22 protein-coding genes are annotated in these 22,218 nt (G+C 47.1%); 9 read left to right on the top strand and 13 right to left on the bottom strand.

The window, feature by feature from the left end; all coding sequences use genetic code 11:
* The first annotated feature begins 45 nt into the window (after positions 1-45).
* From HMPREF1222_RS08135 to HMPREF1222_RS08120, 4 genes are read left to right on the top strand one after another with little or no spacing between them, the layout of a single operon-like run.
* Positions 46-879: an ABC transporter ATP-binding protein gene (locus HMPREF1222_RS08135; protein WP_016519011.1), complete on the top strand. Its 834-nt coding sequence runs from the start codon at positions 46-48 to the stop codon at positions 877-879.
* Positions 876-1,610, top strand: coding sequence for an ABC transporter permease (locus HMPREF1222_RS08130; RefSeq protein ID WP_016519010.1), 735 nt, complete (start codon positions 876-878; stop codon positions 1,608-1,610). Before HMPREF1222_RS08135 ends, HMPREF1222_RS08130 begins: the two co-directional genes overlap by 4 nt.
* Complete coding sequence (locus HMPREF1222_RS08125) at positions 1,607-3,151, top strand: Gldg family protein (RefSeq protein ID WP_016519009.1); 1,545 nt, start codon at positions 1,607-1,609, stop codon at positions 3,149-3,151. The genes HMPREF1222_RS08130 and HMPREF1222_RS08125 overlap by 4 nt, the downstream gene beginning before the upstream one ends.
* Positions 3,148-4,047: a DUF4340 domain-containing protein gene (locus tag HMPREF1222_RS08120; RefSeq protein ID WP_016519008.1), complete on the top strand. Its 900-nt coding sequence runs from the start codon at positions 3,148-3,150 to the stop codon at positions 4,045-4,047. Before HMPREF1222_RS08125 ends, HMPREF1222_RS08120 begins: the two co-directional genes overlap by 4 nt.
* Before the next feature lie 43 nt (positions 4,048-4,090).
* On the opposite strand, the gene HMPREF1222_RS08115 is transcribed toward HMPREF1222_RS08120, so the two are convergent.
* The 13 genes from HMPREF1222_RS08115 to HMPREF1222_RS08055 form a co-directional block, all read right to left on the bottom strand.
* Positions 4,091-6,346 carry an AAA family ATPase gene (locus HMPREF1222_RS08115; protein ID WP_016519007.1) on the bottom strand — a complete coding sequence of 752 codons (2,256 nt, stop codon included), beginning with the start codon at positions 6,344-6,346 and terminating at the stop codon, positions 4,091-4,093.
* Complete coding sequence (locus HMPREF1222_RS08110) at positions 6,339-7,352, bottom strand: hypothetical protein (protein WP_016519006.1); 1,014 nt, start codon at positions 7,350-7,352, stop codon at positions 6,339-6,341. The genes HMPREF1222_RS08115 and HMPREF1222_RS08110 overlap by 8 nt, the downstream gene beginning before the upstream one ends.
* A gap of 15 nt (positions 7,353-7,367) precedes the next feature.
* Positions 7,368-7,994 carry a TP0733 family outer membrane beta-barrel protein gene (locus HMPREF1222_RS08105; protein ID WP_016519005.1) on the bottom strand — a complete coding sequence of 209 codons (627 nt, stop codon included), beginning with the start codon at positions 7,992-7,994 and terminating at the stop codon, positions 7,368-7,370.
* A gap of 100 nt (positions 7,995-8,094) precedes the next feature.
* Positions 8,095-8,658 (bottom strand): hypothetical protein, encoded by a 564-nt coding sequence (locus tag HMPREF1222_RS08100; protein ID WP_006188344.1) that lies wholly within the window; start codon positions 8,656-8,658, stop codon positions 8,095-8,097.
* A gap of 11 nt (positions 8,659-8,669) precedes the next feature.
* Positions 8,670-9,266 (bottom strand): hypothetical protein, encoded by a 597-nt coding sequence (locus HMPREF1222_RS08095; protein ID WP_016519004.1) that lies wholly within the window; start codon positions 9,264-9,266, stop codon positions 8,670-8,672.
* A complete protein-coding gene (locus HMPREF1222_RS08090; RefSeq protein WP_016519003.1) occupies positions 9,263-9,736 on the bottom strand; it encodes a hypothetical protein in 474 nt (157 codons plus the stop codon). The genes HMPREF1222_RS08095 and HMPREF1222_RS08090 overlap by 4 nt, the downstream gene beginning before the upstream one ends.
* Positions 9,733-10,755 (bottom strand): RnfABCDGE type electron transport complex subunit D, encoded by a 1,023-nt coding sequence (locus tag HMPREF1222_RS08085; RefSeq protein ID WP_016519002.1) that lies wholly within the window; start codon positions 10,753-10,755, stop codon positions 9,733-9,735. The genes HMPREF1222_RS08090 and HMPREF1222_RS08085 overlap by 4 nt, the downstream gene beginning before the upstream one ends.
* Positions 10,745-12,022 carry a 4Fe-4S dicluster domain-containing protein gene (locus tag HMPREF1222_RS08080; RefSeq protein WP_016519001.1) on the bottom strand — a complete coding sequence of 426 codons (1,278 nt, stop codon included), beginning with the start codon at positions 12,020-12,022 and terminating at the stop codon, positions 10,745-10,747. The genes HMPREF1222_RS08085 and HMPREF1222_RS08080 overlap by 11 nt, the downstream gene beginning before the upstream one ends.
* On the bottom strand, positions 12,019-13,476 hold the full coding sequence (locus tag HMPREF1222_RS08075) for a hypothetical protein (protein ID WP_016519000.1): 1,458 nt from the start codon (positions 13,474-13,476) through the stop codon (positions 12,019-12,021). Before HMPREF1222_RS08075 ends, HMPREF1222_RS08080 begins: the two co-directional genes overlap by 4 nt.
* Before the next feature lie 3 nt (positions 13,477-13,479).
* Positions 13,480-13,965: a divergent PAP2 family protein gene (locus tag HMPREF1222_RS08070; RefSeq protein WP_016518999.1), complete on the bottom strand. Its 486-nt coding sequence runs from the start codon at positions 13,963-13,965 to the stop codon at positions 13,480-13,482.
* 83 nt (positions 13,966-14,048) lie between these two features.
* Positions 14,049-14,963, bottom strand: coding sequence for an alpha/beta hydrolase (locus HMPREF1222_RS08065; RefSeq protein WP_016518998.1), 915 nt, complete (start codon positions 14,961-14,963; stop codon positions 14,049-14,051).
* Positions 14,964-14,979: 16 nt separating this feature from the next.
* On the bottom strand, positions 14,980-16,923 hold the full coding sequence (locus HMPREF1222_RS08060; protein ID WP_016518997.1) for a beta-N-acetylhexosaminidase: 1,944 nt from the start codon (positions 16,921-16,923) through the stop codon (positions 14,980-14,982).
* A 68-nt stretch (positions 16,924-16,991) separates the two neighbouring features.
* Positions 16,992-18,170 (bottom strand): tyrosine-protein phosphatase, encoded by a 1,179-nt coding sequence (locus tag HMPREF1222_RS08055; protein ID WP_016518996.1) that lies wholly within the window; start codon positions 18,168-18,170, stop codon positions 16,992-16,994.
* Positions 18,171-18,377: 207 nt separating this feature from the next.
* Between HMPREF1222_RS08055 and HMPREF1222_RS08050 the strand changes: the two genes are divergently transcribed.
* The 5 genes from HMPREF1222_RS08050 (at position 18,378) to HMPREF1222_RS08030 (ending at position 22,187) form a co-directional block, all read left to right on the top strand.
* Positions 18,378-19,052, top strand: a complete 675-nt coding sequence (locus tag HMPREF1222_RS08050; protein ID WP_016518995.1) for a B3/B4 domain-containing protein — start codon at positions 18,378-18,380, stop codon at positions 19,050-19,052.
* A gap of 260 nt (positions 19,053-19,312) precedes the next feature.
* The gene (locus HMPREF1222_RS08045; RefSeq protein ID WP_016518994.1) at positions 19,313-20,398 is read left to right on the top strand and encodes a class I SAM-dependent methyltransferase; all 1,086 of its coding nucleotides are present in this window, start codon (positions 19,313-19,315) and stop codon (positions 20,396-20,398) included.
* 11 nt (positions 20,399-20,409) lie between these two features.
* Positions 20,410-21,156, top strand: a complete 747-nt coding sequence (locus HMPREF1222_RS08040; RefSeq protein WP_016518993.1) for a beta-ketoacyl synthase chain length factor — start codon at positions 20,410-20,412, stop codon at positions 21,154-21,156.
* The gene (locus HMPREF1222_RS08035; protein WP_016518992.1) at positions 21,149-21,925 is read left to right on the top strand and encodes a lysophospholipid acyltransferase family protein; all 777 of its coding nucleotides are present in this window, start codon (positions 21,149-21,151) and stop codon (positions 21,923-21,925) included. Before HMPREF1222_RS08040 ends, HMPREF1222_RS08035 begins: the two co-directional genes overlap by 8 nt.
* Positions 21,915-22,187 carry a phosphopantetheine-binding protein gene (locus HMPREF1222_RS08030; protein ID WP_016518991.1) on the top strand — a complete coding sequence of 91 codons (273 nt, stop codon included), beginning with the start codon at positions 21,915-21,917 and terminating at the stop codon, positions 22,185-22,187. Before HMPREF1222_RS08035 ends, HMPREF1222_RS08030 begins: the two co-directional genes overlap by 11 nt.
* The last annotated feature ends 31 nt before the right edge of the window (positions 22,188-22,218 follow it).

Below are 22,218 nucleotides of genomic sequence, written 5' to 3'. Positions count from 1 at the left end.
TAAAAGAACGCAAGGTGCGAAAAATTCCTACGGGCAGAGGCGGCAGTGATTATTCTTGAAGTGCAGGACATCTGTAAATACTACGGTACGGGGAAAAAACAGCAAGTCGGCTGCGAGCACATCAACTTTACGGCAGAAGCGGGCGGTATCTATTCCCTGCTCGGCTTAAACGGAGCGGGGAAAAGTACGGTGCTGAACATCATCAGCGGATACCGCAGCCCTTCTTCCGGAGACGTATCGATTTGCGGGTACTCCATTCTGAACGAACCGATTGAAGCAAAACGGAACATCGGCATTTTGTATGAGCAAAACCCGCTCTATGATTCGATGACCGTGCGGGAGTTTTTACTCTTTACGTTGCAGATGCGCGGGTTCGGCGGTTCCGTGCAGCAAGACCTGCTGAACGAGGCGGTTGAATTTACCGATTTGCAAGAAGTTTACGGCAAACGGATTAAGGAGCTGTCCAAGGGATATCGGCAGCGGGTAGGGCTTGCACAGGCTGTTATCCACCATCCCCGCCTCGTCCTCTTGGACGAGCCCGCGTCCGGCCTTGATCCCTTTCAGCTGAAAGATTTTGAAAAAAAGATACTTGCGCTGTCTACATACTCGGCGGTTATCCTTTGCACCCATCAGTTGGAGCTTGCTGGACGGGTATGTTCACAGCATATCCTGCTCCACAAAGGACGGCAGATTGCCGGAGGAACTCGGGCGGAGCTTGCCGAACGCTTATACGAGGACGCCGGTATCGAAGAAGACCCTGCATCCGATAAGCTCTTATTTAGGATATTTGAACACTATGCAGGGGTTACTACCCATGAGTTTAGAGAAATTGACGCTTCGGAACAATCGGGTAACAGCGGCAAGCGGGGGCGGCGATGAAGCGTTTCCCGGCGTTTAAGGCGCTCTTTGTAAAAGAACTGAATGCGCTCATCTACAACCCTGCATTGTATGCGGCTGCGCTTGTGCTCTATCTCGGAGCGGCGCTTCCCTTTGTGGGTTCGGGGTACTGGTTTTCAGCGGGCTTGTCGGACTTCCGCTCCTTTTTTTTAAACTTGCCGTTTTTGTTCTGCATCGTCATTCCCCTGCTTGCGATGAACAGCTGGGCCGACGAAAAAAAACACGGTACCGACCGTCTCCTCGCCGCTTATCCGGTCGATAAGCGCCTGCTTGCAGCGGCAAAATACGCAGCCTTGCTCGTCTGTTTTGCGGGAGCCGCCACGCTCACAATGGTGATTCCTCTTTCGGTAATCCCGCTTGTCTATTTTGATTTCTTTCCGTTTTTCCTTTCGTATTGCGCCGTCCTCTTTTTCGGCGCAGCTTTTACCGCATGGTCGCTCGCACTTTCCAATATCTCTGCGCATACTGCCGTCGGTTTTTTACTCGGCTTTTTTACCGGTATCTTTTTTACCGCAAGCCACGTGCTTGCTCAGGTACTTCCGCTCCCATCGTTCATTGTGAAAATACTGCGCTATTGTTCTTTTACCCTTCATTTTGAATCGGCTGCGCGCGGGATATTCGACACCCGCGATTTTCTTTTCTATATATTGCTCATTGCCGCAGCGCAGGGGCTTTCAGTCTTGTTGCTGTATGTGCAGGAGGAAATCCGATGAATATTCCCCCGATGCGCAACGTAAAAGAATATCGTATTCAAGCAGTCCTGCTGGCCGCCATTGTGTTGACGGCAGCGCTCCTCTCGCAGCGGATCTATGTGCACCTTGATATGACAAAACAGCACACCTACTCGCTTTCCTTCTATACCCGGTCGATACTGAACAGCCTTGAAGGAACGGTAACGGTTACATGGTTCCGCTCTTATAATATCGAAGGGTACTTACCGTCGCTGCAATATGTCGAAGACATCCTCGCAGAATATGAACGCGCTTCGGACGGACGCTGCCTTGTGCTCTATAGAGATACCGAGGAGCTTTCTCCGCAGCAACTACAGCAGCTCGGCATTATCGCCCGGCAAATTGAGCGAAACAGCAATAATACGCAGATACTGCAAAACCTCTATTCCGGTTTGCTCTGCGAATACCGCGGAGAAAGCAGGGTGGTTCCGTTCCTTTCCGATATTTACACCCTTGAAGCCGATATTGCACGCTTTATTACCGAGATGAATCAGGATGCGCAGGGGCGGAGCGCCGACCGTTCCGTCTATGTTGCGCTTCCCGACGGAGGTGCAGAGGGCGAATATCAGTATGTACTGCCGTGGCTGGAGTATGCGGGATTTATACCGATTATGCTGACCAAGCCCTACCCCGAGCTGCATCCCGAAATTCCGCTGCTTGTAATCGGCTCTTCTTACTTTGATGCCGATATGCTGACAGCGGTTGACACCTTTGTGAACAGGCACGGTTCCGCCGCCTTTTTTGTGTCTGCCAATACTGTGGATACCGGCGGCAGTTGGCAAGCAACCCCGAAACAAAACGACGGACTTATCGAACTGCTTGCCCGCTCCGGATTCGCCGTACAGCCAAACCTTGTTATGGATCCCGTCAATTTCCGTATGACATTACCGACGTCCGGCGGCGGTACCTACGAGCATATTAACTATCCCTTTTGGCTACAGGTGTTTAGGCAGGAGACGGATTTAATTCCGCCGCTGCTAGCGGCAGGAAAGGCCGTGCAGTTTTTCTGGCCGTCGGAGCTGGTTTGTACCGCAGCGCGAGGAAAAACGCCGATCCCGCTTCTTGCCTCTAGCAGCCGGTCGGCGCTGCAAAATCCGCCGTACGACACAGACCCTCGCGGAGCGCAGCTTGCCGAAGCCGCGAATGGAGACCACGAGGCCTATCCGCTTGCGGCTTTCAGCGAGCGCGGCGTCAATGCGGTGAGCGGTATCGGCAGCGCGGACAATGCGCGGCTCTTGGTTGTTGCGGATGAATACTGCGTGAGTTCCGCCGTAGAATATACCAATTCCGATGCGAATTTGGACTTTATGGTAAATACCGTATATTGGCTTGCGCGGCAGGATGCACTTTTGCAGCTGAAAAATAAACAGCCCGCCGTTTTGCCCTTCCGCTACTTTGAAAGCGATGCGGCGTTTAACCGGATTATCACCGTCTCCCGTATCGTGAACCTCGTATTGGTTCCCCTGCTGATTATCGCCGCAGGCGTCGCACTGTACATTATCCGGCGGAGAAAACGCCCATGAAGAAAGAAACAAAGCTTCTGTTTATTAGTCTCTGTGTGCTGCTGTGCTGCTATGCGCTCAGTTTTTTGCACCGGCCTTCCCGCACGGGCGTTTTTTCGAGCAGCTTAATGCGGGAGCAAGATATCCGCGGAGTGGAAGAAATCCGGTTTTCCATCCCGATCAAGGCGGAACCGGTAGAGATGGGCGAAATGACGCTGACTAAAGACGACGCCCGCTTTTATCTGCACACTGCAAACGGCAGCTATCCGGTTAGGCAGGAGATTATCGACCGCTTTTTTTCGCTGCTCGGCGCCGGCCGCTCTTTTCTCCCAATATCGGCACGCCCGCAGGATTATCCCGATTACCTGATCGATGACGGACACGCTTCGCGTATCGTTTTGGTACGGAAAGATAAGACCGTTCTTTCGGAACTCTTTTTCGGAATAACCGATGCGGCCGGCGCAGGGCGATATGTGCGGATGGGGTCGAGCGTCAGAGTGTTTTTAATCGATAACGCTCTTGAACCTTTTTTAACCGTCGCCGCTCCGTTTTGGCTTGACTTGCAGATATACGCATCGCTTTTCCGCGGAACGGGTATTCAAGGTTTGGAGTATGGGAAGCATATTGTGATCAGGACGGAAAGTAACGGCGATGCGTTCCGTGCATTGGAAAATTTTTTGGAAAAATTTTCCTGTATCGACATATACAACGCGCCGGCATTGCAAAGTCCGCAAACCGCACGGGTACGCCTAACATTCGGCGACGGCACGGAACTGCGTTTTTCGTTTACGCCCTTGCAAAGCGGCGACTACGTATTTTTCGACAACCGCAGCTCGAATGCCTACCTTATCAGCGGATATACCTGCACACAGCTGATTCGGTATATCGACGCGCTCACGGTAGAACGCGCAGGCTAATTGCAGGTACCTTTAAAAATTCGGTTGAATGGTTGGAAGAGCTCTACACTATCTCACGGGAGACGCTCATATATACGATAGTGCGGGTATACGCGGCCGGCTTTCTACGCCGCTGTTCCAGCTGCCGGATGATTTTTTCCAGCTCTGCCTCGTCTGCGGCAAAGGCGCTGCGAATTGCCGTGCCGTATTCCGATTCTGCCGAGAACCAGCGGTTGAGTTCCGCCTGCGTTATCAGCCTTTTTTCTTGGTAGTCTATTTTTTTAAGCAGCTGTACACAGTAGCCCGCTTTTTCTGCAAGTTCTGCGACGGTGCGCTCCGTCCATGCGATGCGTTTGTTTTTGGAGTCGGAGAAAAATGCCGTTTCCGCAGCCGTAAAACGATTAACGGATTGTTCTGCGGCGTCATCAGGTGGCAGCAGCGCCGACAGTCTTAGCCCCTGTTGCGGAAGCGGAAATGCGAAGATGATACGCGTACCGGCGGTGTGCTCTTGCGCTATGTGGGAAAAGAAAGCGCTAAAATCATCCGCAGCCGCGGCGGGGTTATATGAAAGCACGGCGTCAAACGCTAAGTCGGGGAAAAGCTCGCAGCCCTTTTTCTCCGCGTTTACCATACTGCCCGCAGGTACCATATTGCTTGAAGTTTCCATATACCGATTAGAGCTGGGGAGAACAGCCGTAATCGGACGGTTCAAAAATTCAAAGGTTTCCGCATACCGCAGCGCCGATTGCAAGGCTTCTTGGTGCTCAAAAATACCTGCCGTACATCCGTTAAGAGTGATGCGGGTACTCGGCCACAGTAAAAGCCCTCCGTCTGCCCGGTAAATCAGCACGCGGTCATCGGCGGATAGGTTTGCCAGCCCCATAAGGGTATCCCGTATTTGTTCCAGTATTTCGGCGCTGCTTCCTTCCGTCCGAGCCTGCCAATCCTCAACCGTAAAGCTATCCTTATTGCCCTCGGCGGCTTCGTATATGGCGGCAAGCTGGGTTTCCCGCTTTGCCAGTACATCATTCCGTATCTTTTCTTCATAGCCGGTGTATCCGGGCGTGTAAAACACCCTGCCGATAAGCTCGTCGGGCAGATACTGCTGCGCAATCCAGTGGTCGCGGTAGGCATGGGGATACAGGTAGCCTTCCCCGTGCCCGAGCGATTCTCCGTCACGGTTTGCATCTTTGAGGTGGTTCGGTACCTCGGTTTGTTCTTTTTCCACCGCTTTTAAGGCGTCGAAAAAGCCGAGGGCGCTGTTCGATTTTGGACAGGTCGCAAGGTACAGTGCCGCGTGAGTCAGGTGATACCTACCCTCCGGCAAACCGATGCGGTCAAAAGCCGCCGCCGCGCTTGTAACAACGGTCAACGCATGGGGATCGGCAAGCCCGATGTCTTCGCAAGCAGAGATAAGCATACGCCGAAAGATAAAGTGAGGAGACTCCCCTGCCCGCACCATTCGGGCAAGCCAGTAGAGAGCCGCATCGGGGTCGCTTCCCCTGATGGATTTAATAAAAGCGCTGATGATATCGTAATGGTAATCGCCGTCTTTATCGTAGAGTACTGCTTTTTGCTGGATGCTTTCTTCGGCAGCCTGCATATCGATAGTGATTTCGGTACCGGCAGGCGGCGGCCAGTGCTCGACGGAGGTTTCAACGGCAAGCTCAAGCGCATTCAGAAGACTGCGGGCATCCCCTGCAGCGGTTTCGATAAGGTGCTCCAATGCACCATCGGTAAAGGAAACCTTCCATTTTCCGTAGCCCCGTTCCGTATCCCGTAAGCACCGTTCCGCTGTCCGGTAGAGGTCGGCATCGGTGAGCGCTTTAAGCTGAAATACGCGGCTGCGGCTGACTAAGGCTTTATTCACTTCAAAAAAAGGATTTTCGGTTGTCGCGCCGATAAAAATCACCGTTCCGTTTTCCACCCACGGCAGTAACGCATCCTGCTGGGCTCGGTTCCATCGGTGTACCTCATCGACAAAAAGAATGGTAGGTTTTCCGTAGAGTTTTTTATATTGTTCCGCCGATGCAATGGCATCGCGTATTTGCTGCACTCCTGCAAGGACGGCATTTAAACTTAAAAAATTACTTTTGGTATGATTGGCAATAACTTGGGCAAGGGTAGTCTTTCCCGTCCCCGGCGGCCCGAAAAAGATAACGGACGAGAGCCTATCCGCTTGGATAGCTCTCCGTAAAAGTCGTCCTTTTCCGACAATATGTTCCTGCCCGATATACTCGTCAAGACTGCGAGGACGCATACGTGCAGCAAGCGGAAGCCGTTCCGCCGCTGCCGCAGTCTCGAATAAATCCTTACTCACGGTTCCATTGTTTTCGGTCAGGATTATAGAACCCCCACAATCCGGTATATTTCGTATTCGGGTCATTGACACCGGCATAGATAACATAACCGTTAGTACCGTAATTAAATGCGTTGATAGGATTGAGGGTATATTTCCCGACACTGTTGGTATATTGATAGTAATTTTCCGATAGGATAGAAGAATCGGAAGAACCGGCGGCGACGGTTGTTGCATTTGCTAAATTTGTGCCGGAATCGGAAGCAAGTTTAACTTCCCCATACCCTTTTATACCGCCGAGCAATACCAATTGCTTGCTCGGTAAATAGGTAATGCTCTGGGGGGTGCTTACACCGTGTTCCCTACTTGTCCATGCACCGTTATAGCAATACAGCGTCTTATCGCTGAAAACAAAAACGGAGCCCGCAGGACCTTCGCAAATACCTTTTAGCCCCGAAGAGGGACTGTCCGCTATTTTTGTTCCTGCGCTGCTGTAAAGGCCGTCCGCCAATAGATAGTAGGAAGAAGCGGCACTCATCAGGATGCTTGTAGTATCGAAAGGTGTCCCTACGCTGCCTCCGCTTATCGGATAGATCTTTTTTGCGTTAGCATCGAAAGCAAATACGGCATTTGTACCCGCAACAGACTGTGCCGCCAGCCCCGTTATTTGTTCCCAAGACGAGGCTGTCGTGTCATATTTATAAATCGTGAAGGTATCGTTTTGTCCGAATGCCGCATAGAGATTGGTGCCGTCGGTAGCAATGCTTGTGCAAAGACCGGCGGGACAGCCGCTCATTACCGACCAGCCCCCTGTGCCCTCTGCCGATTTGGTATATATTTTTCCGTTTGATACATAGAGTGTAGAGCCGATCTTTATTATTCCTCCCCCGCGGATAGATCCTGTAACGGAAGATGGATTCAGCTTTACCTCCTGTTCAATCGCGGCAAATATCGGAGGATTTTCACAAGCTGATGAAACAATTACCGCAGCAACTGCAAGGGCGGCAGCAAAAAGTATTTTCTTCATCGATATGCTCCTTTTTTAAAAGTGGTACCGTGCGGCAAAACCGATATTTAAGAAATTGCCGGTACGGTTAAAACTTGAATCTTTATACCATTGCGGAACAATATCCCATGATAATTCCCCGCCGAATGACCATTCAGGGGAATACTGATAGAAAACACCAGCCTGCGGTCTAAAAAATAAGCTGAAATACCGTGTACCGTTATAAGCCTGAAAATTGCCGCCTATCCCGAAGGTGAGCGGAATACGGAATTTTTCTATTGCAAAGGTGTATCCTGAGTTTATAGTAAAAGGAATGGCAAAATAAAGATTGCTGCCGAGCGTTAAATGAAAGGTAAAAGCAACGTCGCCGCCGATCGAAACTCCCTTCGTCAGATAGTGAGTATATCCGAGAAAGATACTTCCTCCCGGATAGATATTGGTTTTAATTGCAAATTTTTCCGGCGAAGTATTAAACAGCGGTATTCCTAACTGTAAGCCCATGCGGATAAACTGGTCGCCCTTCCGTATGGGTTCATAGACATAAGCGGTAATAGGAGATTGTGCGGAGGGCGGAGCTGTTTCTTGAGTATCGGAGGCTTTCTGCGCAAAAATATTCCAAAGACTGAAAATAGAAAAAAAGAAAAGTAAACAATAACGCTTCATAAAGAAATTCAACTCCATCTTATTTTAAAGGATTTTTAAAAATATTAAGCATGTCAGCTTATCCTATAAGTATATTTAAACAAGCCGTATATGCCATAAGTTACAGGAACGACGGTGCCAGCCATGCGATGTCCCATGCATAAAGCGCTAATGCAATCAGTCCCATACTGATAAGTAGTAACGGTGCGTTTTTCCATTGGGCACTCACATTGCTTTCTTCAATTCGCCGTTTAACGGCACACAGAACAAACGACCACAGCAGCATACTCACCAAGGCACTCACCAAAATGGCAATCATTTCGATATAGGTAAAAGCCTGATAAAGAGCGAAAATAACGATACCGCCGGAAAACAAACGCTCCCGAATCAGGCGCGTTTCCGCTTGCCGGAACAGCGTCCGCTGCAAGACTAAATCGCAAAGATAAATGACTATCAATGCAGCGACGGGCGTTATGGCGGCAATGCCGATCGGTATCAAAATGTAATATTCAAGCAGCCGGCAGATAGAAGCGGAAATTATCATCAATGCGCCGTCCCGTAAGATAAAGGGAATGATAACGCGGGTTGAGCGCGCATTCATCGATAAGCGTTCCAAACCGATGCCATGTAAAAAGATCAAAGACGCAGGGAAGATATAAAAAAAGATTAAAGATACAATAAACATACGGCGCCTCCCTATTGCCGGTTCCCATACGTTTCATCGGTTCGGAAGGGTAAAAGCTCTCCTTTATGGAAGCTGCGGAAAAGCCACAGCGCAATACCGAGTACCATAAGCACACCTGCACTGCTTCCCCAAAATTTGAGCGGTAAAGAAAGCGGGATAAGCGTAATGCTGAACAAGCCGGAACGGGAAGGCAGAGAAAGCGTCCCAAAAACAATAAGCTCGCGTAATATCGAAGTTGCCGTTAACAACAGCGAATATGTTACCGGCAATTCAAACGGGTACCTACTTGAATCATACATACCGATGCTGATAATCAGTATATACGAAAATGCAGCCATATAGATGTATCTTTCCAGCGTAACCGCCATAACCGGAAAGATTACGCCTATTGCCTGCGCGTACAAAGCCGCCGCAAGCATAATAGCAAGATATGTTATAATCTGAGACAGCTTACCGATTTTAAAATAATTGATAAGCTGCTTGCTTAATATACCGGCGGCAAAGAGGAGCCAAAATTCCGCAATAAAGATTAAGCCTTCAGCAAAATGGGCTGCAAGCGGAATGATCGGGCATAAACCTAAAAAAAAGATAATCGATTTATTCGTCATAACTGCTGTGCCTGCCTCTCCATCAACGTTTCGATTTTATTCCGGTGCATTGCGATAGTTGTCTGCGTTATCCCGTACTGTTCCGCCTGTTCCGGAATAGCGTCGATTCCTGCAAGCCCGCAAAAGATGCAGCCGATTGACTGTTCATAAAAAAATACTGCCGGGTACACACCGTACTTGCCCGTTACCGGAAGTATAAATGCAAATGCTTTATGCCCGGAGTATGATGCGGACAGAACGGCTTGGAACGGCAATCCCGATAATCCCGAATTGTCGGGACCTAAGACGGCAATCTGCCGGCCGTTAAAGCCGGGATATGTGCGGCACAGTTTGTCCGCTGCGGCAGTCAGATATTGGGCGTCCGCTTTTTTCCGCAGATATGACAAGCCGAAGAGCGAAGCAAAGAACACCAGCAGGAGCCCTGTCAGTACTGCATATTTTTTTAAAAGCCGTTGCGCGGTATCCGTCATAATGCACCTCGTCTTCTCTTATAGAAAGATGATTCCAGCCATTCGATAAGCGGATTGATGCAATCGGCAAGTAAGACTGCAAAGGGAATTCCGGCAGGTATCGCTCCGGGCCCCGTAATGCAAAAAGCAAAAATACCGGTCAGTATGCCGGTAAGACACCGGCCTTCCCATGAACGGGGGGTAGAGCCGCCGTCGTTCATGACAAAAAATGCGGAAAAAAGAGCGCCGCTCGTCAGTATTGCGGATAATACATCGCCTCTTCCTAAAGCGTTTGCTTGCCCTGCGGATGGAAACAAATACACCAACAGGCCGTAAACGATTAAAAAGGTAAAAGGAAGCGTTTTATGAATTGTTTTTGCCGATAGCAATATAATTGAAGCCCCTAACGTTAAGAGGTTATACCGGAATGCCGGTATCGCAGAAGGGTGATGGAGGAAAAGACTGATGTACCCTTCCGGCAGCGTTACGCCGACACTATGGAGAAATGTAGAATTAAACATCGAAGTTACATATTGATCTGCAGGTGTCTGCAGCAGACCGGAACTTTCCATCGCGGCAAAAACGCTTCCGCCGGACACTATCCGGTCAAACCCGACCGGCTGCACAAAGTATTCGGGTTTGCATACTGAAGCAATACAAGCGGCAAGCATAACCGGATTAACCCACGAAAAGCCTTTCCCGCCGAAAATACCCCAGCTGAAAAAATAACTCATAAACGCAATTAAAAAGCTGAAAACAAAACCGCTATTAACCGGTAGAAAAAAACCTATCAATAATCCGGTTATAAGCGCATGGATATCAAATACCTTTTTGCCTTGTATGTAACCGACAAGAAAGGCTGCAAGAGTTGACGCAGCTCCGGAAGATATAATCAGAAAAATGCTTGCGAAATCGTGCATAATCCCCATAGCAATAAGCTGGAGCGACAGCAGGCTCAACACGAGTATTGCAGTGTGTCGAGCATTTAAACCGGTGTAAATATAGGGCGCGGGAGACAGTGTCGTTTGGTTATAGGGCATGACTATTTCCTTGCTCCGCCGCCGATGTGATAATCGTGCGCAATGGAATCCGTACGGGGCACACTGCGGAACAGCAGCCGCAACCGCTGCATAGCGCAATAGACCGCATCGTTTCGGCGTCGTACCGCTTTTTTTGTATCCGGCGTACCGTACCTATCGGATCGATATATGCCGGGCAGCTCCGCAAACACTGCCCGCAGTGTCCGCATTCTTCCAGCTGTTGCTGGATATCGATATCCTTTCCGACCGCGTGAATCGATTTAATTCCCTTACCGGCGGGTAAATCCAAACTGTCAACCAGCGTTCCGCGCAGTAAGCCGTTCAGGATGATATGGGTATTTTTGCTTTTAAAGCCGCCGCATTCTTCTATCAAATGCCCGATCGGCGTACCGATGCGTACTTTAACGACCTTTGCGTGCTCCAGTGTTTTACCGGTAAGGAGCAAATATGTCGTCAGCATAGGCTGATTGTGCTGCACCGATTCATAGACCGACAAGGCTGTAGAAGAATCGATAACGACCGCATTTTTTTCCGCCGAACGGGTATGGGCATTCCCGGCGGGATAAGTTTGAGGAACGGTAAGGTGCGCAAGGTCGCGGTCGGGAATAGCGGTTCCGACGGCATCGAAAAGCGCGCGGTCTTTTTTTTCCATCCCTGTTTCAACAATGATTTTTGTTGCGCCCATTGCACGGGCAATAATACCGGCTCCCTCTGCAACTTCACGGATAAACCGGCGGGCTAAAAAGGAGTCGAGTATACACGTAGGGTCTTTATCGTAGAGCATAACAGTCAGCGTTGTTATCCCTTGCTTTACTGCCGCCCTGATGTTTTCTGCAAGAGCAGTTGTTTTTCCGGCCGTATTCACTAAACCGGCAAGATCAAAGAAATGGAGAAGTCCTGTCGGATCGCTTTGTTTCCAGGGATAGGGAGGGCGCTGCTTTCCAAGTATATCGAACGAACCGCCGGTACGGATATGTATTCCCCGGAATGAATGTCCGTTGGGAAGCTGCGTGTCGATAATTCCGGAGACCACACCCGGAACGGAAGCATGAACATGTGCCGATAAACTATTCCTTGCACGGGCAATCATCTGCCCTTCATTTACAAAATCTCCTACGGACACCAGCGGAAGACCGCTCGTTTGCTCCCTGAATGCAAGAGGTATCATCGCATATTGCGGAAGAAAAGCATTCCCTTCAAATTGAGGTTCCAAGCGGATATATTTTGCTTGCTGCTGTCCCCGTTTAAACCGTATAAATTCCATCATCGTATTTTGCCCATTATAATCAGAACACAGGGAAATAACAACGTACCGAGGATAATAAAAAACGAGGTTAACGGACTGAGGAGAAATACATTTAACGGCCGATAAGCGGCAGCGGTAAACCCTGTTTGTGCTATCAGCATTTTTTCCAAGGGGAGCAGCGCGAGCTGTTCATGTCTTAATGCGCGGATGATAAATACGGTATCGAAGGCGTAGATGACATTTTCTTCCCTATGCAGTTTTCCGCTTGAATCTTCATAAAAGGAATCAAAGCGTATTCGGGTATTCGGGGTAAGCGGCTGGAGCGGTTCATGCACATTCAGATAGGGCAGAACGGCTGTATACCAGCAATCTTCTATATAGTTGCCTAAATCGGGGAGATAGTCCTGCGGCCGCGATGTCTGCACGGCAAAAAATCCTGAATCGTTAAACGGAAACGGCTGCCGTAAAACAGGCTGAGGCACGTTCAGTTTACCGGCTGCGGGGCTTAAACGGTTTGTCGAAAACACCGGCGGTATAACCGCAGAGACCAGCAGCAAACAGCCTGTCAGGATAGTGGTGCGGATTGCATATCGCGTATTCCAAAACTGCGCCCATGATTGAGGATGCATGGCAAACAGCTTTAACGACGGATGCTGGCGGTATTGTTCCCAATAGGTCTCCTTCAGCTGTAAAAAACTGTATACCGAAAAAAGCATACTTGCCGATAACAGTAAGGCTAATAAAAAAAAGCAAAAAGGCGCAGTCCCATCAATAACCGCAGTCAAAAGCGGAACCGCAGGCAAAATGAGCATGAATATATTATGTTTAATCCGTTCTTTCAGCTGCTTCCACGTAATTGCCAGCTCGTTTTCCAACGCTTCAAGCCAATATGCAACGGTCAATATGCTTAACAGGGCGGTTGCCGGCGATAAACTGCTCTTAATACAGAAGGCATAGCAGACAAAGCTGAACGCAGCGGCAAAAAACAGCAGCTTTTTGCGCGAACCGGCAATGCAGTAAATAAAAAGAACAAGCGCAAGGATACCCTGTATCGGGGCATAAGGAATGGCCGCTTCAATAAAAAAAGGGAGCCGCTTGCTGTAAAGCGAAAAATAGAACGCGAGGTATTTAAAAAACGAAGTATACGGGATGTAGAAGTACCGGTAACTGCCGCTGTCATCATGGAACCATCGGGTATAGCGGCCGATATCCGTAAAAGGGAATCTTTCATACCGGCCTGTCCCTAAAACGGAAAATCGATTTGAAACGGAAAATTCCGACGCAATGCCTGCTATCCCTGCTTCTTCCGCCGCGGAGATGTACGGTTCAATGTCTGCAGAGGCCGGAACAGCCGCTATCCGGTATCCGTTCCACACCGATGTATGAAACTTGAGTGGAAAGAAAATAAACAATAAGAGGATTCCGGTTGCGATGAACGCCGACAAGAAATATAGAAAACCGTTCAGCCGCTTCATGGGTTAAACTGCGTAATAAAGCGAAAAATAGCTGCCGATTACAATACCGACGATGATACCGGCAAACACCTCAACGGGGGTATGGCCTTGAACTTCTTTAACGGGTTTGAAAGGGATATGCATCGTTTCGGCCATTTTAGCCCCTACTTCGTTTAACATTTTTGCTTGAAGCCCGCTTGAACGGCGAACACCCATCGCATCCCGAATAACAATCATTGCAGAAAAGATAGAAAAGATGAACAAATCCGAAGAGATGCCTTGCTTAAAGCCGATAGTGGTGGAGAGGGCTGTTACAAGGGCGCTATGGCTCGACGGCATTCCCCCTGTGCGCCATATCAATAAGTCGAAAAAGACCGGCAGAGAATGTACTGATGAGCAGCAAAATCCGATAAACGTTTTAATGAATTGACTGAGCAGCCAGCTTGTAATAGCCGCTAAAAAAATCGGGTTTTGAAATACAATCTTAACCTGTGTAAAAAAAGCCTGCATCTTGTGAACAGTTTTGTATAATTACAAGCTTTTGTCAAGGCATTCGCTCTTTTTATGTAGGAAGTGTATTGATTAGCCGAATGCTACAGTCTTGCCTCTATCCACCCTAAAATATCAGCCTTCACTTCTTCCTTATCGGTTTCGTTCAAAATTTCGTGCCTGCCGTTTTCATATAGTTTTAATCTTACATCCTGCATTCCCATATCCTGATAGATACGGTAGAGGGCTTTAAGCGTTTTGCCTCCGTCAGAAACAGGGTCTTCCGAACCGGCGGTAATTAAAACGGGCAAGGCGGCGGGTATGCCTTTTAACGCTTCTTGGGTATGCAGCCGTTTAAGACCGCGCATAAAATCCTGAAAGAATCCCGCCGTACAGACAAACCCGCAGTATTCATCATCGATATATTTTTTTACTTCGTTTGCATCTCTCGAAAGCCAATCAAAGGCGGTGTGCGGATTTTTAACTCTGTTATTATATGAGCCGAACACCAAGGCATTCATAAACTTAGCCGGTGATTTTCGGCCTTTGAATGCACAATTAAGGTTTGCAAGCAGCAAGGCAACGGAAACGCTTGGGTTAGGTCCCGCGGAGCCGATTAACACCGCCGCTTTTATCGTTGAGCCGTATCGTTCGATATACTCCTGCGTTACAAACGAACCGAACGAATGCCCGATGATAACGATGGGGAGCCCGGGATACTGTTTTTTTATCTCCGCATTGATTTCTTTTTGATCTTCTACAACGCGAGCGAAACCGTCCCCGTCGGCAAGATAGCCCATTAAACCGCTTTTTGCTCCGGTTTTTCCATGCCCGCGGTGGTCTGAGGCAACCACGGCAAAGCCCCGTTTACATGCGGTTTTGGCAAAATCGTCATACCGGAGGGCATGTTCCGCCATTCCGTGCACGATATGGAGTACGGCCTTAGGCTTTTGTTCGGGAAGCCATGTATAAACGGCAACGGAAGCACCGTCGCTCATTGTCCGATATGCAGTTTCCATGGGTGTATCTCCTTTTTTACCACGTTTCGCGGCAGGCGGTCATGATGCGGAGGGCACGGTTATAGCGCACAGCTTGCGGCTCAAGCAGCTTATCCGCTTCGGGGCAGGGGTCGAGCCGTTCTTCTTCAAGTTCATCGATCCGATTAATTTTACCCCGTATATAATCGGTAAGCACTTCTTGCGTAACTTGAAGCCGCATCAGCATTGCACCGAAGCGGTGATCCAACACCTCGGAACCGAACGCACGGCATTCTTCCGCCCATATCCGCCGCCGCGCCTTTGCCGTTTCGGCTAGGACAACCTTTAACGGTTCTATTTTCTTTTCGATTAATGCCTGCAAAGCCTTTTTATCCGCTTTTTTATATGCTTCCCAAATATCCAAGGGAAGCCGCCACTTATAGTAAAGGGTCTGCATCATCAGCGAATAAAATTCGGCAATGTACTGCTGCAAGGGATTATTCGTATTTGCAGCATCTTCGGCAAAAGCTTTTTCGAGTTTCTTATAGACGGCATCCATATCGGTTGTCAATGTCCGTATGTAATACAAGAATTTCGAGCCGAGAGGATCCTGATATAACAGATACTTGGATGGTGTTATATCATAATTATTGCCGGTTGTTCCTTCAAACAAATCCGGCTCTCCCTGCCGCATCCATTCGTCAAAACCCATACCGGTATAGAGCTTTAGATACTGCGAAAACTCCGCTTCTTGATATTCGGCATGACAGTCCAAATAGGAGTAAAGCGTTACGCCGAACATACAAGTATAAAGCGGTGATTCACTGCCGTCATCGCCCCACGCCGTAACAATAACGTTTTTTATTCTCTCTTTCCGGCAAGCAGTAATAGCCGCAAGCGTTGTTTCGAGCGTTTTCTTGTGATGGGGGACATACCCCGTCCATCGCCATGCTCCTCCTGCAAACATCGTTTTTTTTGCAATGGAACGGCACAGTTTAAGATGTTCACGGTAATGCTTAGATAAACAGCTATAATAATCCCAGTACATCAGGCCTACTTGAGTGGGAATGCTAGGTTCTTTATCTTCCTTATTATTAGAATAACGGCTAAAGAACATATCATCCCAAACGATGGGTTTAAAACCATAAGCTTTACAGAGGGTTTTCATAAAAGCAAGATGGTCATGCATAATATCCCGCCTCTGTCTAAGTCCGTTCTCATCCAGATAACGCCCGCGGCCGAGGTTATAGGCTTCATCCATCCCTATGTGGATAATATCCGTAGAAAAAGCTTGGCGCAGCGAGGCAATCATCCGCGTAAGCAATGCCTTAACTTCGGCATTGCCGACATTCAGAATGTTATCGATATCCTTGTATTTGTATTCTATGGCTTCCCACATAAAATATTGATCGACATGGGCAAGAGTCTGAATACACGGTACCAACTGTACGCCGAAAAGCTTCGCGTAACGGTCAACTTCCTGTAAATCGCTTATGGAGTACCGCCCGCGTAAGGCTCCGAAATAAGGATCCCCTTCCACTTCGTACACATCTTCCATGTACAGCATAAACCATGAATGCCCCATAAAAGCCATTTCCCGAATAAATTGTTTAAGCATATCAACATGTGCAACACCGTTCCGGGAAAGATCGAGCATTAAGCCGTTTTTTTCAAAAAAATGCTCTATGCGGAATTCCAACAAACGCTGTGCATCCGGTCTTGAATAAAGTTTTGTATCTTCGATTGTTTGACTTTTAAGCAGCAGCATCGACAACGCAAAATAAAAATGAGGTGCGGAATCTGCTTCAATTTCGCAAACTCCATTCCGAAAGAATGCAACGATATCGCTTTCCTTCGTTTTTTTAAACGAGACGGGAATACCGTCTTCGCTAATCCTAATCGGATGGCTTTTCCGGATTTCCGCAACAGCAAGCGTCATCTGTTCATCAAGGCCGGATAAATTAAGCTTTAGAGGTTTTAATGGTTTTGTTGCCGTACCCATATTTTGTCCTTGCATAGAATCAGTTCTATTGGGCATCTCTAAAAACTGAAGTTTTTAGAGGTCCCCTATTATTTTGCAGGCATCAATTTTGCTTTGAGTGCCTCAACCTCGTTCTCCGTCATACCGTTTTTAATGAGGAACTCTTCGGCAGCTTTCGCCGTATCTTTCCGGTTCATCGTAATCCAGTTCAACATCGGAACGGCATTTTTGTGCAAAATCAGATCGTATTTTCTTGAACCCGCAGCCAGATGATAGAAGTTTTCATAACTCTTCATATAATCGTCGTAAATAGCTTTCTCATCCGCTCCGGACAGCGCGCCAAGTAGAATAAAGATAAATCCGGTTCTATCTTTACCTTCGTTGCAATGAATGTAATACGGAGCCTTATGACTAATCATAAACTGCAAAGCTTTGATGATATTATCCGTAAAGGCTTTGCCGGTAAAATCCATATCCATCGCAAGACAGAGCACATTGCCGGCATCGGTAAGCTTACCGTAGTAGGCACTTGCATATTGGTTTGAGGCGGCAAGATAGGTGTTTTTAAGCTGCTCTTCGGAATCGCTCATGTTAATAACCGTTACGATTCCGGCTTTTTCCATAAGGGCGGAAGCATACGGGGCGCGCGGCCAGCGGGTTTTAGTAGGATGACTGCCTCTATACAGCGTGCGGGGCATGATTGCTGAATTGAACGTTACTTCACGGAAATTAGCAAAGGCTGCATCATCGCTGTAATCCGCCCGGTTATCGGTACGTGTTACATCAAGCGCTTCAAAGTCGTCGGCATATCCGCCTTTATCTTGCATATACAAGACAAACTTATCGCCGACACCGAGCCCGCTTTCCTGCGCAAGGTTTCCGTAATTAATACAGAAAGCAATCTTACCGTCGGCATATTCGGTACGGACAAGCTGCTTTCCCTTATCGACTTCGTACCGTTTAACAATCGGTGCCGTAAATTTATAGGCGTTCTCAAAATTTACCTTTACGATATCCCCATGTTCATAGCCCTTGGCTTGCAGCAACTCGAACGGTACATCCGTTACAAGATGGCCGTATTTTTCGACCGCGGTAATAACACCGGCTACCGGCTCATATTTTTTTGCGGCTGCGGCAGGACTTGTCGCACAGGAAAGAGCCGAAAGGCAAAGCATTGCACAAATACAGAGCACCCCGGAAAACATCCTGCCGTGTTTTCCCGCCGATTGGATAATTGCGCATTTCTGTTTGGTATCCTTGGTATCCATAGATATAACCCCTTCAAATTGTTACGGCGCAGAGTACCGATTGTACAGCAACAGCCGTTTTTCCCCTCTGCACGGATAAACTTTATTATATCACAGTTATAGTGAAATAACAGCATAAAATTTCGTACAGAAAGGCAGCTTTAAAAAAATTACGGGCAAGGGTATAATCTCTATAATCTTGAGTAAAAATATGGAGGTACAGCTGCTATGAATTTTATTATTGATAAAAGCATTGTTGAGCTCGGTATTAAAAGCGTTGTGATTGGAATTGCAAAAAATATAGATCCGCAGGCGCCCTTGTCCGATTCGTTTTTGACAAAGCAAAAAAAGATGCAAGACTGGGCGTTACAATGCGATGTTGACGAGATATTGAAGCATCCGGTTACGCAGGGATATGCGGATTTGCTGCAAAGCGTGGGGCGCAGTATCAAAAAATATCCGCCTACCGTCCCGGCCTTTATCCGGAATATTCAGCGCCGCGGTTCTATGCCGCACATCAACAGCGTTATCGATATTTATAATGTTGAATCACTGCATTCGCTTTTGGCAATAGGCGGACATGATCTTGATAAAATAGACGGGCAGATAGAGTTTACCGTCAATAAAGAAGCAGGCGTTTTCCTTCCGATTTCATCTACGGAAAAGCATGTTGCCGAAACCGATTATGTGTACCGCGACCCTAAAGGCATTATCGCATGGCTTGGTGTCCGCGACGGGGAACAGTATAAATTCGACGACGGAACAAAAAATGCGATCTTTATTATTCAAGGAAATGCCAACACTTCAGTCGAAATGCGTGTAGAAGCGCTCAAGCGGATTCAAAATGATTTAGCGGAATGTATGCCGCAGCTGGTATTTGAGATACAGACCGTTGAAGCATAGCAGAAAACGCTTCAGTGCTTGAACTGCTGTTTTTCACGTGCGCACCTCTTGATTTAAACCGCACTTTAACTTGTATAGTAAGCGTATAGATGCACACTTATCTTATCAGGAGGTATCCTCGAACAGTATTTTTCCGGCGAAGACGACAACACCTCCGATTATATAATGGAAGGTTTATGTGGGGTAATTCATAATTCATAATTATAAATTGATGATTCCCGCCTATTTGCAAAAGGCACAAATAGCGATATAATGACCCTATGCATTCCTATTATTATGAAGATAATCTCACTGCCTTACAGGCGAAATTTGCGGCTCAAAAATTAGCATTTGCGCCGGCGGCTTTTCAAACGGCAAAAGCAATGGTTGACCTGCATATCCTAGAAGCAATAGAAGATTCAAAAACGAAAGGTCTAACGATAGAAGCTATTATCGATAAGACAGGGCTTTCTTCATATACCGTAAAGTTATTGGTGGAGTTTAGCTTGAGTTTGGAATTGGTAAAGATAGTACCTAATTCCGATCCGAATGCATACGTATTAGGAAAGACCGGATATTTTTTGCTCAATGATGAGCTGACAAAAGCGAATATGAATTTTATGAATGACGTATGCTATCAAGGTCTTTTTTATTTGCAAGACAGCTTAAAAACGGGAAAGCCCGCCGGTCTAAAAGTTTTTGGGGATTGGGACACCATTTATCAAGGTTTGTCTTCTTTGCCGGAACAGGTGCAAAAGAGCTGGTTTGCGTTTGATCATTATTATTCCGACAGTATCTTTGACGCAGCGCTGCCCATTGTATTTAAAGAAAAGCCCCGGCATATTATGGATATCGGCAGCAATACCGGGAAATTTACCAAAGCAGCTCTTTCGTATAATAATCAGGTTTTAGTTACCATGGTAGATTTACCGCAGCAAATCGCAATGGCGCAAAAAAATCCCGATTTGTTCGGTTTTAAAGATAGAATTGAAACCTTTCCCACGAATATTTTAAATGCCGGCGAAGAGCTGCCGTCAAATGTAGATACCGTGTGGATGAGCCAATTTTTGGATTGTTTTTCTCTTGACGAAGTGCAGGGGATTTTACGAAAAATAAAAAAATATGTTCCATCCCATTGCAACATCTTTGTACTTGAACCCTTGTGGGATATGCAGCGGTTTGAAGCGGCAAGTTATTCAATTCAAGCAACCTCAATTTATTTTGCAGCGATGGCAAACGGAAACAGTAAAATGTATTCCTATTCGGATTTGGTAAGCGCGATTGAAGCCGCCGGTTGTTCATTAGTATGTGCGCATCATAACCTCGGTATTAACTCATATTCGCTGCTGCAGTTTCGAGTATCCTAACGGGAATGACTATGAAGAGCTGGAATTGCACAATACTGAATAGTTTTTTCTGGGAACCGGCGGAAGATTCGCAGGACGTTGATGTTTCTTTTGTACCGATGATGTTGAGGCGGAGATGCAGTCAATTCACTAAAATGTGTTTTTCCGCTGCCCATCACTCTATAACAGAAGGCGAAAACCTGCCGGTTATTTCCGTATCGAAATACGGAGAGATTCAGCGTCAATATGCCATTTCAAAAAAAATAATTGAAACCAAAGAAGTGTCGCCTACGGCATTCAGCTTTTCGGTTTTTAATACGGCGATAGCGCTGTTGGGAATTTCACTGAAAAATCATGCGTCTGCGCAAGCGTTCAGTACCATGTCGTATCAGCTGGAAGCAGGACTGATTCATGCGCTTTCGTTTTTGGAAAACCATCCGCAAGAAGAAAAGCTCCTGCTGTTAGTAGGCGAAGAACGCTTGCCGGAAGCGTATCAAAAGATTTCGGTTGAAAAGAATATCCCGTTTATCGCTGCCTTTTTGCTTTCGCTGCATGGAAACGGCTACACTGTACGCTTTTCTTCCGCACAACCGCAAGAAGGTTGTACACATAATGCAGCTTCTGGAAATAACGCACCCGATTGTAACGTATCTACGGAAAATAACGAAATTCCCGAAAATTATGATCAGTGCAAGCGCTTCATCCGCTTTATTCAAAATCAGACGGAAACAAAAACTTCCTTTCAGGTAAACAGATTAGAGATATGTAAAAATGAATAAATTGCGGATTTTCAGAAATATCGTAGGAAAACTCGCTTGCTTTGCGTATTTCGGACTCAGCTCGGTTTTCGCTTCATTTATCCTATTTCCGTTTATTCATCTGTTTATATGGGATAAAAAAGCACAGTACAATGCTAAAATTGCCGTCGTTCAAAACCATTTTTCTTTTTTTATTCGCCTGATGTTTTGGCTCGCTCATTATAAAATCGACACATCAGCTTTACAAGAATATAAAAACTTGCGCTCTACCGTTATCGTTGCAAATCATCCTACATTAATCGATGTTGTCGTTCTTATTTCTGCCCTACCGCATCCCGACTGTGTCGTTGCAGGCCGTCTTTTTAATAATTTTTGGATTCGGAAGATTGTCGGGCAACTTTTTGTCAGCTCCTCTGCAAACCCCGAAGAGCTGTTGGAGCGCTGCCGAAAATCTTTACATGACGGCAATAATATGATAATCTTTCCGGAAGGAACCCGTACCAGACCTGAGACTGCCGGCAAAGCCCTAAAAAGAGGAGCCGCCCAAATCGCCTTGCGTGCAGGCGCCGATATATTACCGATTCATATTAAAACTGAAAATCTTGTAGGATTAGGAAAGCATGAATCTTTATTTAAAGTGCATTGTAACGGTTACGCTCAATTGACCGTGGAACCTCATGCAATGCTTGCGATAGATTCGTTCAATCATGAACCTTTTTCTCAGGCTGCACGGACATTGACGGAAGCTATAAAAAATAAAATTTTTGCGGAGGATGGTTGTGAATACTAAGGAAGATATTCAAAACGAAATTAAGAATATCATTATTCAGTCGTTGGACTTAGAGGATATCAAACCGGAAGACATCGATGCGGAAGCGCCTCTTTTTGTTGAAGGGGAAGGCTTGAGCTTGGACTCAATCGATGCTCTGGAACTGGGCGTTGCGCTGAAAAAGAAATTCGGTATCAGCTTTTCTCAAAACGAAGAAGACAATAAAAAGTATTTTTATTCCGTTGCAACCTTGAGTGATTTTGTCGCTAAGAATGCCGAATAACGGATTATACACGGTATCTTAAAACTTTGTC

The organism is Treponema vincentii F0403, assembly GCF_000412995.1.
Classification (GTDB): domain Bacteria; phylum Spirochaetota; class Spirochaetia; order Treponematales; family Treponemataceae; genus Treponema; species Treponema vincentii.
Note: the sequence above shows the minus strand (reverse complement) of the source record. Positions and strands in the feature narration are given on the sequence as shown.